General features: G+C 64.0%; 14 protein-coding genes and 1 pseudogene. 1 reads left to right on the top strand and 14 read right to left on the bottom strand.

Annotated features, from left to right (window positions below; genetic code table 11):
- Positions 1-251 precede the first annotated feature (251 nt).
- The 10 genes and pseudogenes from AX724_RS20860 to AX724_RS20825 form a co-directional block, all read right to left on the bottom strand.
- On the bottom strand, positions 252-1,034 hold the full coding sequence (locus tag AX724_RS20860; protein ID WP_066770655.1) for an enoyl-CoA hydratase/isomerase family protein: 783 nt from the start codon (positions 1,032-1,034) through the stop codon (positions 252-254).
- Complete coding sequence (locus tag AX724_RS20855; protein ID WP_066770653.1) at positions 1,031-1,759, bottom strand: phosphotransferase family protein; 729 nt, start codon at positions 1,757-1,759, stop codon at positions 1,031-1,033. The genes AX724_RS20860 and AX724_RS20855 overlap by 4 nt, the downstream gene beginning before the upstream one ends.
- Positions 1,756-2,082, bottom strand: a complete 327-nt coding sequence (locus tag AX724_RS24655; protein ID WP_231736784.1) for a DUF1214 domain-containing protein — start codon at positions 2,080-2,082, stop codon at positions 1,756-1,758. The genes AX724_RS20855 and AX724_RS24655 overlap by 4 nt, the downstream gene beginning before the upstream one ends.
- Positions 1,982-2,593, bottom strand: coding sequence for a hypothetical protein (locus tag AX724_RS24650; RefSeq protein ID WP_231736785.1), 612 nt, complete (start codon positions 2,591-2,593; stop codon positions 1,982-1,984). Before AX724_RS24650 ends, AX724_RS24655 begins: the two co-directional genes overlap by 101 nt.
- A gap of 16 nt (positions 2,594-2,609) precedes the next feature.
- Positions 2,610-2,687, bottom strand: a pseudogene (locus AX724_RS24645) (hypothetical protein); the annotation flags it as partial.
- Between the two features lie 283 nt (positions 2,688-2,970).
- A complete protein-coding gene (locus AX724_RS20845; RefSeq protein WP_231736780.1) occupies positions 2,971-4,350 on the bottom strand; it encodes an MFS transporter in 1,380 nt (459 codons plus the stop codon).
- Positions 4,351-4,424: 74 nt separating this feature from the next.
- Positions 4,425-4,637 (bottom strand): hypothetical protein, encoded by a 213-nt coding sequence (locus AX724_RS20840; protein WP_066770647.1) that lies wholly within the window; start codon positions 4,635-4,637, stop codon positions 4,425-4,427.
- Positions 4,638-4,691: 54 nt separating this feature from the next.
- The gene (locus AX724_RS20835; protein WP_082733627.1) at positions 4,692-7,571 is read right to left on the bottom strand and encodes a TonB-dependent receptor plug domain-containing protein; all 2,880 of its coding nucleotides are present in this window, start codon (positions 7,569-7,571) and stop codon (positions 4,692-4,694) included.
- A 50-nt stretch (positions 7,572-7,621) separates the two neighbouring features.
- Positions 7,622-8,938 carry an MFS transporter gene (locus AX724_RS20830; protein ID WP_066770642.1) on the bottom strand — a complete coding sequence of 439 codons (1,317 nt, stop codon included), beginning with the start codon at positions 8,936-8,938 and terminating at the stop codon, positions 7,622-7,624.
- Positions 8,935-9,792 (bottom strand): substrate-binding domain-containing protein, encoded by an 858-nt coding sequence (locus AX724_RS20825; protein ID WP_231736779.1) that lies wholly within the window; start codon positions 9,790-9,792, stop codon positions 8,935-8,937. Before AX724_RS20825 ends, AX724_RS20830 begins: the two co-directional genes overlap by 4 nt.
- 153 nt (positions 9,793-9,945) lie before the next feature.
- On the opposite strand from AX724_RS20825, the gene AX724_RS20820 reads away from it, so the two are divergent.
- On the top strand, positions 9,946-11,190 hold the full coding sequence (locus AX724_RS20820; RefSeq protein ID WP_066770641.1) for a cation:dicarboxylate symporter family transporter: 1,245 nt from the start codon (positions 9,946-9,948) through the stop codon (positions 11,188-11,190).
- On the opposite strand, the gene AX724_RS20815 is transcribed toward AX724_RS20820, so the two are convergent.
- The 4 genes from AX724_RS20815 to AX724_RS20800 form a co-directional block, all read right to left on the bottom strand.
- The gene (locus AX724_RS20815; RefSeq protein ID WP_066770635.1) at positions 11,156-12,052 is read right to left on the bottom strand and encodes a LysR family transcriptional regulator; all 897 of its coding nucleotides are present in this window, start codon (positions 12,050-12,052) and stop codon (positions 11,156-11,158) included. The genes AX724_RS20820 and AX724_RS20815 overlap by 35 nt on opposite strands.
- Before the next feature lie 272 nt (positions 12,053-12,324).
- Positions 12,325-13,371: a flagellar motor protein MotB gene (locus tag AX724_RS20810; protein WP_066770632.1), complete on the bottom strand. Its 1,047-nt coding sequence runs from the start codon at positions 13,369-13,371 to the stop codon at positions 12,325-12,327.
- A gap of 3 nt (positions 13,372-13,374) precedes the next feature.
- Positions 13,375-14,238, bottom strand: coding sequence for a flagellar motor stator protein MotA (motA, locus tag AX724_RS20805; RefSeq protein WP_066770629.1), 864 nt, complete (start codon positions 14,236-14,238; stop codon positions 13,375-13,377).
- Between the two features lie 121 nt (positions 14,239-14,359).
- Positions 14,360-15,205 carry a flagellin gene (locus AX724_RS20800; protein ID WP_066770627.1) on the bottom strand — a complete coding sequence of 282 codons (846 nt, stop codon included), beginning with the start codon at positions 15,203-15,205 and terminating at the stop codon, positions 14,360-14,362.
- Positions 15,206-15,216: the final 11 nt, after the last annotated feature.

The following is a 15,216-nucleotide window of genomic DNA, read 5'->3' as shown; positions in this document are numbered from 1 at the left end:
CGGCGATGGAGGGTGGTGGCGCCTGCCGGGCAGTGAGAGACGCGTTTGGGATAGCGCCGAGCACCGCAATGACCTTGGCATCGGCTTTATCGGCCGACCCAGACATACTCGGCGCGGTCGATGGGAGGCGATCGTCGCTCCAACCTTTTGGAGCAAGCCGATCATGTTGCGGCGTTGCTGGCGGAGGCGAGCGATCTGAGGCTGGTCGACGTTCATGCGGCTTGTAGCGTGCCTTGTCCGTCAACCTGCGGTCATACGAAATGCGGTGGTCGTTTCGCCAAGAAAGCGGCGACTCCTTCCCGCCCTTCGGCCGCTCCGGCGGACTCGGCAATAGAGGCGGCTTCGCGATCCAGTTGGGTGGAAAGGTCGGCGGTTGCCGATTCGACCAGCAAAGCGCGACATCTGGCGAGCGCGCGGATCGGCCCCTTCGCAAGCGCGGAGGCAACAGTCGATGCTTCGGTACGGAGCGCGTCGTCGGGAACCACGCGCGTTACCAGGCCGATGGTGGCCGCTTCCTCCGCCCCGATCCGTCGATTGGTCAAGATCATCTCCTGCGCCCGGCGCATACCGATCAGGCGGGGGAGCCACCATGACGCGCCACCATCCGGCGTGAGCCCAACGGCGCTGTAGGCCGAGGTGAAATGCGCAGAGGCGGCCGCAAGGGCGATGTCCCCCAGTATCGCAAGGCTGAGCCCGGCGCCGGCGGCAGGACCATTGATCGCCGTGACCAAAGGCTTTTCCATCGTGGCAAGCCGATGAATGCCGGTGTGGAAACTGCGGGCGAGGGCCCCGACCGCTGCTTCGGCATCTTCCCCGGCGGCGGAGAAAGCATCAATGTCGCCGCCGACGCAAAAGAACTTGCCGCTTCCGCTGAGGACGACGCAGCGTATGGCCGGGTCCGACGCGCATCGCTCCGCCAGTTCATACAGGCGGAATGCGAATTCAGGATCGACGGCGTTGCGCTTTTCGGGGCGTGCCAGCGTCAGCCATGCGATGCCGTCATCAATGTCGAGAGTGATGGCCGGACCGTTCATCGAGCGCCGGCTCTTTCCGCCTGCCGCCACGCGAGGTGCATCAGCTCCGGCAGCACGGCGACGCGCTCGCGCGCCTGCGCGGAGGAGGCGTTGCCTCGGATGACCCGACCCTTGATTCCGTGGAAGATGGCCGCGAGGCGAAAGACGTTGAAGGCGATATAGAAGTCGTAGCCCGGCATGTCTGCCAATCCCCTGCGCCGGCAATAGGCGGCGAGATAGGCCTCTTCATCGGCTATGCCGAGGGCGGCCGCCACATGATCGATGCTGTGGAGGTCGGCGATCGTCGCGTTCATCGCATCGAATAGCGCGGCTCTTTCCGCATGGGATACTTCAGGAATCGCAGCATCCCAGAAGATGCGGCCTTCGACCATGTCCATGACGTAGAAGATCGTGCCGATGACGGTGGGATCGGTGCACAGGCCATGGACGGCGGCGACCGGAAAGCCCGCCTGCGAGAGGCCGGTGAGCACTCTTGCCTCCCGGTCGAGCGCGTGGGCGCCCTTGAGCAGGGGGCCGGGCGGTTGCTTGCCCAGGACGTAGGTCTTGGCGGGCGTGATCAGCTTGTAGGTGGGGTTGGATTGCCCGCCCCTGAACTGTTCAACAGTCAGCGGTGCGCCATAGTCAGCGACATTGGCGCGCATCCAAGCGTCCAGTGCTCCCAGATCCAACTCATATCCCGGACGCACGGCGGCAGTGCCGCTATTGTCTTCGACAAGGGCGTTCATCGCGCGTCGTCTTCCTTCGAAATGGGCGGGGGCAGCCATTGGCCGGTCAGCCTCTCAGGCTTTGGCCCGTAGGCGCGAATCACGACGAAAAATGGGCCCGCGGGCGCAGGAAGCCAGTTTCCCCCGGACGATGTAGCGTGCTGTATGCGGATGTCGATCGACCCATCCTTCTGTACCTTCAACCCCTTGGTCCGGTCGCTTACCAGATAGCGGCGCAGGGGGTTAGGATAAAGGGCGAAGGTCTTCGCGTCGTAGAGCGTGACGGACCAGAAGCTGTTGACGGGCGGCGGCGTTCTCTTCGCGCACGTTTGCGCCGAGCCCAGCCATGTTGATAACGGAACGGCGCAGATAATTGAAGCCGTACACACCCTTGTTGACCTTCATCCAGCCCGTGCCGGTCGGCTCGCCCAGTTGCGACTTGGCAGGTGTAAGAATGCCCAGCGCATCCGCATAACCGCCTTCGATCGCCGCTCGCGTCGCGGGGGACAGCGTATCGGGATCGAAGGGGCGGTCGCCCATTATGCCGAGCGGCCGGAAACGCGCCACGAGCGCCTCCTCGCCCGGCTGCAAGCCATTGGCCCGAAGCACATGGTCGAGCGCCCGGATATAGCCGATGGCGCCGGGGACGGGTGGTGGTGGCAATGCGTCGCCATCGGAGCCCGCCGTTCCGTCGCCTTGCGGAGCGATGATCCTGACCGCATCCTGAAAAGCGCGCGCGGTCCGGACTTCGGCGTCGGACTGGGCGAAGGCGCGCACCAGAATCGTCGGCAGCGTCAGATGTGTATAAGAGACAGGTTCCCCGCCAGCCGCGCGGCACGAGCAGGAAGCGGCCACCCTTGACGGCGATGGTGCGATTGCTGAGGTTGCTGGGATTGCCGAAAATATCGAAGATGTTGAGCGTGAAATATTTGAACCGGGTTGCCGGTATGGCGATTTCGACCGGAGCCTTGCTCAGGTCGATTGCGCGAGCGTCGTGTCAGCGATCGACGAGAATTTTCCGAACCCGGCGTTGTTCACAAGGATGTCAAGCATGCCGAACCATGTTTGTATCCGATCAGCCAGCGCAGACCATGCCTGTTTGAGGTTGTGCTGGAAATCTGGACAGGGTGTTAAGCTCATTCCGACCCAAGGAATGGACGGGAATGAAGACGACGAGAAAGCGTTACAGCGCAGCGCAATGCTCTATCGCCAGCGCCCGAGCCTGACGCAAATTACTGTTCATCCCTGTTGGTCACCACGTTGCTGGCGTCGGATTTCAGCAGCCGGTTCGTGAATGTCGCGCAGAAGGCCGTCAGGCCGATGGCGATGAAGACTGCTGCGATCGCGTCAACGGACACGGCGCCATTCAGTTCGAGCAAGGTGGCGGCAAAGCATATTCCGAGCGACAGGCTGAGCTGCTGAAAGGTGGCATAGAGGCCGGTAGCCGCGCTCATCTTCATCTGATCCACATCGACGAAGGCCAGGGCGTTGTAGCCGGTAAAGAGCAGCGATGTGAAAAAGCCGGACGCAAACAGGATCGCCGCCACCGCCAGGTGGGGCCAATCAGGCCTGAACAGGGCGCAACTGCCGATTGCGATCGCGGCACCGATGCTGGCGCCGGTAAGGCTGTTGCGGTAACCGAACCGGCGAATGATTGCAGGCGCGAGCGGCTTCATCGCCAGAGCGCCCAGGGCGTTGGCCATCATGATCGTGCCTGCGGTGGCGGCCGACAATCCAAAACCGAGCTGGAACAGGAGTGGCAGGAGGAACGGCTGCCCTCCCTGCGCGATGCGGACGAGCGTCCCGCCAGCCACGGATAGACCGAAGGTCGGTATCCGCAACAGGGACAGGTCCAGGATCGGATCGGCAACGCGCCGCGCGCGCCGGCCATATGCGGCCCCGAACAGGATGCCACAGGCGAGAAGCCCGACGATCAAGGCGGTGGGAACGGCATGGCTCGCCAGTTCCAGGCCAAAGACGGCGCAGCCGAGCGCGATGCCGGAGAGCAGAAAGCCCGGCAAATCGAACCGCGTCGCGACCGTCGTTTTGATCTGGGGTATCAGGCCGATCGCGAGAGCAAGGCCGACCAGGCCAATGGGCACGTTGATGTAGAAAATCCACCGCCAGTCGAGATAGGTCACGATAAAGCCGCCGATCGGCGGACCCACGATGGGGCCGACGAGCGCCGGCATGACCAGCCAGGACAGGGCTGCGACCAGATCGTCCTTGTCGACGCTGCGCAGCAGCACCAGCCGCCCGACGGGCACCATCATCGCCCCGCCTATCCCCTGCAGAAAGCGCGCGGTGACGAGGGCGGCAAGAGTGGAGGATTGCGCGCATGCGATGGAGCCGGCCATGAAGACAACGATCGCGGCGCAGAAAATCGTGCGGGATCCGAACCGGTCCGACAAGCTGCCGCTTGCGGGAATGAACACGGCAAGCGCAACCAGATAGGATGTAAGCGCGAGGCTGAGGCCCGATGCCGGGATGCAGAAGTCGCGGGACATGGCAGGCAGGGCGATCGACAGCACGGTGGAGTCCAGCTGCTGCATGAACAGCGCGAACGCGACGACCAGGGCAATGACGCGGTAAGAGCGGGGGGAATCAGGCATGGGCCGACCAAAATTCGATGACATGCGGTAAGCAAGGACAATTGCCCCGGCTCACCTCCAATGATCGCGATGCCCTACCGACTGATACCGTCAAAAACCCGCTGCTCCAATCGTTCGGCGACCGAGTTGCGGATCGGATCGCCTGCCCGGATCTTGCGCCATGTATTATAGCTGATGCCATATTGCATCATCAGAACATCGCTCGTCTGGCCGCGCATCTGGGCCAGCATATGATCCAGCACTTGCCGTTGCACCGGCCTCATGCCGGCGGGTGGGGCGGTGACCATGGAATGCTCCATAAAAGGGCGGGGGCGCGGCGGACCGCACCCCCATAGGGAGGATCAGAACGATAGCCGCACGCCGGCCGTGATGTAGCGGCCGATCGGATCATAGGCGCTGCTGGCCGCTGTGGTAAAAGTCGTCACGGGCGGCGGCGAGAGCGGGGGATCGCGGTCGAACAGGTTGGCGACCGACAGGTAGACCTGCTGCTTCCCGCCGCCCAGATTGAGATTATAGGTTGCGGTGACGTTGGTGTAGAAGACCGCGGGCGTCGTATTGTCATTGATGTCGATACCCTCGATCCGCGTCGCGTCCAGCTTCGCCGCGCTGATGAAACGCTCCTGCACGAACAGCGAGAAGGCCTCGTTCGACCAGTTGGCCTGAAGTACGCCGCTCCATTTGGGCGTGATGGTTTCGCCCAGCGCCTCGCGTACCGGCGATCCGGGAGTCTGCGAGTTGTTTTCGGTCGCGTGGTTTCCGATCAGTCGCACGTTAAGGTCGCCGCCGGCAAACTCGGTCTTGTAGCCGAGTTCGAAATCGATGCCGGCGACGGTCTGCACCGCCAGGTTGAGGTTGGGGCGCAGGATGCTGAGCGATCCCGAAGGCAGCACCGTGATGTTGGCGCACTGGGTCTGGTTGCCCGCCGCGCATTCGTCGACCACGCGCTGTTCCGCTAGCGTCGTGATCGCGTCCTTGAGCTTGATCTTGTAATAGTCGACCGACGCCTGGAAGCCGGGCAGCCAGCCAGGCTGATAGACGCCGCCAAAGGTCAGCGTGCGGGCGCGCTCCGGCTTCAGGTTCGGGTTGCCGGTGGCAAAGTTCACCTGCGGTGTCGTCACGCCCCGGTAAACGACATTGCCGTTAAGCTGCGTCGCGGGATTGAACAGTTCGAGCAGGTTGGGTGCGCGGATATCCTGCGACCAGGTGCCGCGGAAGCGCACGGCGTCATTCACCTGCCAGCTGCCGCCCAGTTTCCATGTCGTGACGCCGCCCGACGTGCTGTAGTCGGCGTAGCGGATGGCCCCGTTCAGGTCGAGCGACTGGGCGATCGCGCTGTCCCTGAGGACCGGGATCGCGACCTCCAGATAGCCTTCGCGAATGTCATATTCGCCGGAGAAGGGAAGCGGGTTGAAGAAGCGATAGGGGCCCTGACGTCCGTTGAGCGCAGCCGGGCCACCGCGAATGCCGGTAAAATCGATGCGCGTGGGCGAGAGGGCATCGGTGGTCTGATCGGCCGATTCCTTGCGATATTCAACGCCAGCCGCGACCGCGATGGGACCGGCCAGTTGCAGATTTTCGCCCAGGTCGCCGCGAATATTGGCCGACACCACATGCTGCCTCAGCCGCAGGTTGAGGACGTTGTCGCCCGTCACATAATCGCTAATCGCCTGGTTCGGGGCCTGCGGGCCAAAGAGGTTGCGCGGGGTGCAGCCCGGGTCGAGGCCGGCCAGCGTCGAACGGCACACGATCTGCCCGGAGGGCGCACGAACCGCGTCGGCCGAGGCGTAGAGGTTGCGGGCGATGGTAAGGTGATTGGACCGCAACTCCTGATCGGACTGGCCGAAATTATAGGAAGCGTCCCACTTCCACGTTCCGCCGATGTCGCCGCGCGCGCCAACGGAGGCGTGATAGACGTCGATGGTCGATTCATTCTCGACCAGCGGTAATTCGCCTTCGAACCGGCCGAGCTGGAAGGACTGGACGTTGGCCGCGATCATGCGCGCCAGGATGTCGGCGGGCAGGTAGGCGTTGTCGCGATAGATGGTGTAGGCGGCGTTGGAGCCCACATTCTGGCTGACGAACGCGCCCTGGTTGGTATGGCTGCGCGCGTAAAGCCCTTCGGCGAAAAGGGTGAAGGCGGGTGACGCTTCGAATTCGACGCGGGCAAAGCCATTATAGCGTTCCTGCGTGGGCTGAAGCCCGATATTGGCGCGCGCGCCATCGCCGCCGCTCTGGAAGGCCGTGCCGGTGATCGTGCCATAGTTGAACGGCGCGGAGCGGCCACCTTCGAGAAACTGCGTGCCCCGCAGCGGCCCTGCGCTGATCAGGCCGCCATAGGTGCCGATCGAGCTGCGGATGGAGGGGATGATAAGGTTGAGCGGGCGGGCGCCCGCCACCGGATTGACGATCTGCCCCGCATTGTCGTCGAACCAGTCGCGATGGGTCTCCTGGTCGGCGCGCAGGCCCTTCTGGTAGAAATAGTCGATGCCAGCGATGAAGCGCAGCCGGTCGTCCGCGCCCGATGTGCCATAAGCCAGCGATCCGCCGAAGGACGGCAGGTCGCCATGGGTCGAAATGCCCGTCAGCGCTTCGGCCTTGAAACCCTTGAGCTTGGTGTCGAGCACGAAGTTTACGACGCCGGCCACCGCGTCCGAGCCATAGGCGGCCGACGCGCCGCCGGTCACGACGTCGACGCGGCTCACCAATCCCTGCGGAATGATGTTGATGTCCACCGACCCACCGCTGTTGGTCGCGGGCAGGCGGCGACCGTCGAGCAGGATCAGCGTCCGCTGCGCACCCAGGCCACGCAGGTTGAGCAGGTTCTGGCCGCTGCTGCCGCCACGGCTGTTGGTGGTCGAGGGGTTGGACGTCTTGGTGCTGCCGTTGAAGGCGGGAAGCTGGTTCAGGCCATCGGCAAGGTTGGTCGGCGCTGCGACGCGCAGCTGTTCGGAACTCGCCATGGTGACGGGCGTGGGCGTCTTGAAACCGTTGGCGACGCGGCTGCCGGTGACGACGATGTCGCCATCGGAAGCGGCAGGCGCGCTGGCTTCGGCGCTGGCGTCCAGCGCCGCCGCGTCAGTGGGCGTGGCGCTGGCCGGTTCGGCGGCGGGGGGCGTCGCATCCTGCACCTGCGCGGCGACAGGCGCGCCAAGGGCCAGCGCGATCGCCAGCGGCGCGAGTGCCGCGCCTTGATAAATCATGCCTTTCAGAGTGCGGTTCATCTTCAGTCTCCCAATTTTATGTTGTTATGTCGAATTCGATCAATCTGCGGTTATTCGGCCTTTGCCCGGTTGACCCGGCTGCCGATCAGCAGCGCGAGCAGGGACAGCAAGGCGGCGGCGGCGCACCAGGCGCCGGGGATCGCCTTGTCCCCCGTCGCGCCGATCAGGGCGGTGCTGATCGCCGGCGTGAAGCCGCCGAAGATCGCGGTCGCCATGCTGTAGGCCAGGCTGAAGCCGACGGTGCGGACATGGCCGGGGATCACTTCGGTCAGATAGACGATGAAGGCGCCGTTGTAGGTGGCGTAGATCGCCGCCAGCAGAAGCTCGACGGCCAGCAGCTTGCCAAAGGTCGGCGCGGCCACCAGCCAGCTCATCAGCGGATAGGCGAGTGCCGCGCCAAGCAGCGTGGCGGTGATCAGCAGCGGGCGGCGGCCGATCTTGTCCGACAGCGCGCCCATGACCGGCAGCAGGACGAAGTTGGTGACGCCAACGCAGGCGGTGACGAAGAGGCTTTCGCCCGCACCCAGGTTCAGCACCTTGCTGCCGAAGGTCGGGGTGTAGGCGGTGATCATGTAGAAAAAGACCGTGGTCATCACCGCCATCAGCGCACCCTGGAGGACGATGCCCCAGTTGGCGCCGATGATGCGCATGATCTGGCCGATCTGCGGATGCTCCTTGCGGTTCAGGAACGCCTCGGTTTCCTCGACATGGGTGCGGATGACGAACAGGAAGGGGATCATCACGCAGCCGATGATGAAGGGCACGCGCCAGCCCCAGGCCTGCATCGTTTCGGGCGACAGGCTGGTCGAAACCGCAAGGCCGATGAGTGCGGCGAACACCACCGCTGCCTGCTGGCTGGCGGATTGCCACGACGTGAAGAAGCCCTTGCGGTGCGGCGGTGCGATTTCATTGAGATAGACGGATACGCCGCCCACCTCCACGCCGGCGGACAGGCCTTGGATCAGGCGTCCGACCAGGATGATGATCGGCGCGGCAAGGCCGATCTGTTCATAGGTCGGGGTGACCGCGATGGCGAGCGTGCCCAGCGCCATCAGGCCAAGCACCAGCAAAAGCCCCTTGCGGCGACCATGATGATCGACATAGGCGCCCAGCACCAGCGCGCCGACGGGGCGCATCAGGAAGCCAGCACCGAAGGTCATCAGCGTCAGCAGGAGCGACGCAAACTCGCTGCCTGTCGGAAAGAACGCCTTCGAGATGTAGGTGGCGTAATAGCCGAACACCATGAAGTCGAACATCTCCAGGAAGTTGCCGCTGGCAACGATGAAAATGGACTTGAAGGCCGACTTCTTCTTTTCGGCGTCTTCCGCCGGACGATCGGTGGACGACGAAATGCTGTGCGCGGTCATGGGGTCACCTTTTGCGATGCCGGTTCCAGGCCCGTGTCGCGGATCGCCGCATAGGCCCTGGGGGAAGAAAGATAGGCGAGGAGCGCCTTGGCCGGCTTTTGGCGAGGCGAATAGGCGACAACACCGCCGGAAAAGGGCGTCACTTTCTGAAGCGAATCGGGCAGCAGGCCGACGATGCGGATGCCCTTGACCGGCTTCAGCTCGGACAGTTGCTGAAAGCCGATCTCGGCCTTGCCCTGGGCGACGATTTCCCCCACCGGGGTCGCCGGGATCATCGTGCCCTTGGGACGGACCTGATCGGCGACGCCCAGCCGGTCGAGCATGGTCGTCTGGATATAGACGCCGCTGGCACTGTCGGACCAGGCGACGGACTTGGCCTTGAGCAATGTCGCCCGTACGGCCTCGGCCGTCGAAATGTCGGGAAGGGGCGCGCCTTCCTTTACCGCGACCGCGATCTTGGACAGGCCAAGGTCGATCTCCGTGCCGGGCGCCACCTGACCCGCGGCGGCCAGCTTGTCCAGCGCGGAACGGGCGAGGATGACGACATCGGCGGGCTCACGCCGGGCGAGGCGGGCGGGAATGGCGTTGGCCGTATCGCCCATCGACGGGCCATGGCCGGTCACGATCCTGATGCCGGTCTGGGCGCTATATTGCGACGCCAGGGTGTCGAAGGCGGCGCTGAATCCGCCCGAGGTAAAGACGTGAAGTTCGGCGGGGCGCGCCGAGGAGCCGGCATGGGTCTGGCAGCCGGCCAGCAGGAGGGCTGCCGCCGCCAGCATCGGCATGCGACAAAATGCGCGCCGCGTCGTGCGTGTCGACCCGGTCATGCCAAGTCGCTCATCTGGCGAGCGCATTGCCGCCTCTCCTCTCTTCGGCCTCTTCGCTGTGGCCGCTTGTGACGCGACCGGCAGCGCATTGTGTTGACGATCTACGCGCCGCCCAATATTTTTATCAAATGCAATGAATGGGCCATGTGATCCATTTTGCGCATAAATGGGGAGGCGCGATTGTTCCGTCAGCTTTATGTGCAGATGGTGGTGGGGGTGCTGGCCGGCACAGTGCTTGGCTATGCCTGGCCGGCGGCGGGCATCGCGCTCGCGCCGCTTGGGCTTGCCTTCATAAAGATCATGCGGATGATGGTTCCCCCGATCCTCTTCTGCACTATCGTCAACGGGATCGTGCTCCATGGCGGCGCATTGCGCACAGGCTCCACCATCGCCCGTGCGCTCGTCATCTTCCTGGCCATAACCATGGTCGCCCTGCTGTCGGGCATGATGGTCGGCATGGTGATGCAGCCGGGCACGGGGCTGAATCTGAGGTCGGTCGCCTTGGACGTTGCGCCGCATGTCCAGCAGAGCGGCGCGCCGATCAATGGACCGGGCGATTTCCTGCTGCGGATGATTCCGGACACCTTCTTCTCCGCCTTTACGGCGGGGGATGTCCTTCCCGTGCTTTTCATCGCCGGGCTGGTCGGCTTCGGCCTCATCCGCATCGGCCCGGCGGGAGAACCGATCGCGAAGGGACTTCGAGCGCTTACGCAGTTGCAGTTCGCGATCTTCGGCTTTCTCGTCCGCCTGGCCCCGGTCGGAGCCTTCGGCGCCATCGCCTACACGGTCGGGGCCTATGGCATCGGCTTCATCGGTTCACTGGGCATGCTGGTCGCCACGCTCGCGGTCGCCTGCCTCGTTCTTGCCGGCATCCTCGTCCTTACCGTACAGATCGCCACTGGCCTGCATGGCTGGGCGCTGCTGCGTCATTTCCGGGACGAATTGCTGATCGTGGTCGGCACGTCGTCGAGCGAAGTGGTTCTTCCGCGGCTCATAACGAAGCTGGAGGCGATGGGCGTCAGTCCGGCGGTCGTCGGCCTGACCGTGCCGCTCGGCTACACGCTCAATCTCGCCGGAACGGCTGTCTATCTCGTTGTCGCAACATTGTTCCTGTCGGAAGCGCTCGGCATCCCCTTGCCGCCCGACAGGCTGGCGCCTTACCTGCTGGTCATGCTGGCGACGTCGAAGACGGCGGCCGGCGTGACTGGCAGCGGCTTCTCGGCGCTTTTGCTGACCTTGTCCCTGCTGCCGGATATCCCCTTGAGCGCAGCTGCGATGCTGATCGCGGTGGATCGCATCCTCTCGCCCATCCGCGCGACGACCAGCGGTCTGGCGAACATCAGCGCCACCTTGCTGGTGGCACGATGGGACGGAGCCCGGATCGAGCGGATCACGCCGCCTGCCAAGCCTCCGCCAGAAGCGTGACGAGGCGTGCCGCGGCAGGAGAAATGGGCGCGGACGGCCGTTTGAGAAGACCGATGGTCCGAAAAATTACGGGCTCTCCCAAGGGCCGCCAGACAAGGTCGCGCGCTTCCGGCCCGGCGCAGGCGAGCCGGGGCAGGATCGACGGCCCCAGCCCCGCGTCGACAAGGGCGAGCGCGGAGGTGAGCCGCGTGACTTCATAGAACCAGGTCAGATGAATGCCTTGCGCCGCCAACCCGGCCTCCAGCGTCGTCCGGTTGCCACTGGCCCTATGCACGGTGACGAGGCGCAAATCCGCCAGATCGCTCCACGCGACATCCGCCATCGACGCAAGCGGATCGTCCTTCCGGCAGACGAGACCATAGGGATCGTCGTGCAGCGGCTCGTATGACAGGTCGGCATCGGTCGACACCGGCAAGGACAAGCCGAATTCGGCCTCCCCGGTGCGGACCGCTTCCGCGCAGTCCGTCGCGGACAGATCGAGGATCCGGACGCGGGTGTTGCGATAGTCCTGCCCGAACCGTTGCAGCACTTCAGGAAGGAAACGCACGGTCGCGCTTGGCACGCTCGCGAGCGTGATGCGGCCTGCCTGCCGTTCGCCGTCCGCCATTAGCCCGACCAGAGATCCGTCCACTTCATCCAGCATGCGCCGGATGAGCGGCACCACTTCCCGACCCGCCGCGGTGAGGCGGACGTGGCGGGTGGTGCGTTCTATCAGGACAGTGCCGACCGAATGCTCCAGCTTCTGAATACGCCTGCTGAGCGCAGGTTGCGACAGGTTCAGTTGCTGTGCCGCACGATGAAAACTGCGGCCTTCAGCCACCGCGACCAAGGCCCTTAGATCAAGCAATTCGCAATTTATCATCGGGCTCGTCCTGCGGTTGAAGCGGTACTGTGCGATGATGTGCAAGTGACATGTCGGATGAAGCACTGACAAGCCTGTCATCCGACACCATCGGGCGGTGGTCGAATATTGTCCCGCGCCCGCGCCTCAGGAGCGATGCCGCCGATCCCGACGCCCATCCGCTGCTGTGCCCCTATGGGTTGATTTTCCACGACAGCACAGGGGCAGCGCCCTGGTGCCCGACATGTGGAAGGGAGGCGGCGTCGCCCTCGGCAAGCCCAATGCCCGTATATTTAATGCTTGCCGACCTTGCCTTCATGGCTGCTGGCGGTGGGATTGATCAGCTGGACGCCGCTTGGCAATGCGGTGCCGCCCATGTCGAGCTTGCGCGCGGCTTCCTTCGCGACCCTGGCCGGATCGTCCCGTTCCTTGATCGCGGCGCGGGTTTCCGCGTCCATTTCGTCGTCGCCGCTGCCGCCGCCCCGGGTCCAGCCCAGGATGATCGACATGCGTCGGTTGCGGGGGTCATAGGCATCGTTCTTGATGAAGGGTTCGCGGTCGGCGACCCCTTCGATCCGGGCGAAGCGGGCGTTGGGAATACCGCTCTGGCTCAGCACCTGACGCGTCGATTCGGCGCGTGCGGAAGAGAGCATCCAGTTGTTCATCGTCCGACCGGCCGCATAGGGCAGGCCATCGGTATGGCCGCGCACGATCAATGGGTTGGGCATGGTCTGAAGCGCTTGCGACACTTCCGCGATCAGCGCCCGCGCCTGCGGCACCAACTGGTCCGTGCCCGACTTGAACATGGCGAAATCGGCTTCGTCGATCAGGTCGATGCGCAGTCCCTCGCGCGTTTCGGTGAAGCGGATGTTGCGGCGCAGCTTGGCCAAGCCCTTCTTCGCCATGCGCTCCTCAAGGCTCTTCTTGATCGCCTCGAACTTCTGCCGGTCGGCGGCGCGCGTCGCCTTTCCGCCCTGATCCTTGGTGCCGGTGGCGTCGCGCGGGATGGTGATGGCAAGATTGCCCTGGCCGCCTGTGGTCGGGTAATTTTCCTTGCTCATCATGCTGTCGCCGCCCATCAAGCCAGTCGAACCGGCCGACGCCATCTTCAGCTCGACCAGCGTCGGCGTGAAATAGTCGGCCAGGCCCTTGCGCTGCTTTTCGGTGGTCGCGCCCAGCAGCCACATCAGCAGGAAGAAGGCCATCATCGCCGTCACGAAGTCGGCATAGGCGACCTTCCATGCGCCGCCATGATGGCCGCCATGGCCATCGACGATGATCTTCTTGACGATGATCGGCCTGGGTTCGGGCTCGTTCGCGCCGCGCTTCTTCTCGGCCATCGCTTATTTGCCCCGCATGCCGTCAAACACCTCGGCAAAGCCGGGCTGATTGGCGTGCATCAGGCTGGAGCGCGCGGCTTCGATCACCAGCGGCTGGGGATGGCCGTGGAGCGAGGCGATGATGATCTGCTTGACGACATGATACATGGCGCCGTCCTGCTCGATCACCGCGCGGCAACGATTGGCGAAGGGGTTGACCATGCCATAGGCAAGCAGCACGCCGAGGAAAGTGCCGACCAGCGCCGAGCCGATCATCGCGCCCAGCACCGATGGCGGCTGGTCGATCGAGCCCATGGTCTTGACCACGCCCAGCACCGCCGCGACGATGCCGAGCGCGGGGAGGGCGTCGGCCAGGCCCTGCAAATTGTCGGCGGGCTTCAGGGCTTCGTGATGATGGGTCTTGAGGCTGTTGTCCATCACCTCCTCGACCGCGTGGGGATCGAGCGTGCCGGACGACACGACCACCAGGCGCAGCGTGTCGCTGATAAGGTGGATCAGCGTCTTGTCCTTCATCAGCTTGGGATATTCGGAGAAGATGGTCGAGCTGGCCGGATCCTCGATATGCGGCTCCAGCGCCACCGGCCCTTCGACCCGCAGCGTCTTCATGAGCTTGCTGACAAGGAAGATGCAGTCGAGAAAATCCTGCTTCTTATATTGCGGCCCCTTGAACACCTTGCCCAGGCCGCCGCCCAGCGCCTTGAGGTCCGCGCCGCTGTTGCCGATGATGAGCGCGCCGACGGCTGCGCCGCCGATGATGATCATTTCATGGGGAAGCGCGTGCAGCACCGGACCGATGTCGCCGCCGGTGAAGATGAAGCCGCCGAACACCATGCCGAGCAGGACGACTAGGCCGATGATTGCGAACATGAATATCCCCGAAAAAATGGCCCGAAGGCGCCAAGCCGTTTGAGCATCGCACCGGATGCCTGTCAGATGGTTAATACGGCCTGGTTGACATCCGGTTTAGGAAAGCCGCCGCCTTTTTTATTTAGCGGATAAGGTCGAACAGGGTTTGCCGATTGATGCGGGCGAAGGCCGATTGCGCCGCTTCCAACTGGAGCAGTTGCGCCTGCACCCGCGAGATGACTTCCTGCAGGTTGGTCGATTGCAGATCTTCCCGACGGTCGCTCAGGTCCAGGTCGACGTCGGTAAGACGATCGCCCACCGTTTCAAGCCGGTCGGCGCGCACGCCCTGCTTGGCCTGTTCAAGGACGATATGTCCCTGCGCGGCCTGAACGGCCTTCAGCGCGTCCTCCATCCCGGCGTCGCCGCCATTCTGGATCGCGGCGATGCTCTGGGCCAGGATGTCGTCGATGGACATGGGCGTGCCGTTGACGTCGATGCCTTCCGATACTTCCTGCTTCGTTCCGACGACGGCGAGGTTGAGGCCGCGGCTGACGGGCACCAGCACGCTTTGTCCGTCGTCGAAGACGGGAGTACCCTGATAATCCTTCTGGTTCAGCAGTTCGTTGACGGTCGTACGGATGGTCGACAATTCTTCCGTCAACGCCGCGCGGCTGGTGTCGTTCAGCGACCCGTTGCGCGCCGACGTCACCAGTTCCTGCGCGCGCTTCAACAGATTGTCCATTTCCGACAGGTTGGCCTCGGCATTGCCGGCGCGGGCCGATCCATAGCTGACATTGGATTGCCAGGCGGATTGCTGCGCCTGGGCGCGACCCACCTCGGACAATTGCACCCAGGCAAGCACGTCCTGCGACGGCTTGGTCAGGGACACGCCGCTGGAAATGGCGGTCTGACCATCGACGATGCTCTGCGACAGTTGCTGCTGCCGACGCATTTCGGCGATCATGATCTTGCTGGTGATGCCTACCATGGGTCAGCCTT

Origin of the sequence: Sphingobium sp. CCH11-B1, assembly GCF_001556865.1 — a bacterium.
Lineage (GTDB): Bacteria > Pseudomonadota > Alphaproteobacteria > Sphingomonadales > Sphingomonadaceae > Sphingobium.
Note: the sequence above shows the minus strand (reverse complement) of the source record. Positions and strands in the feature narration are given on the sequence as shown.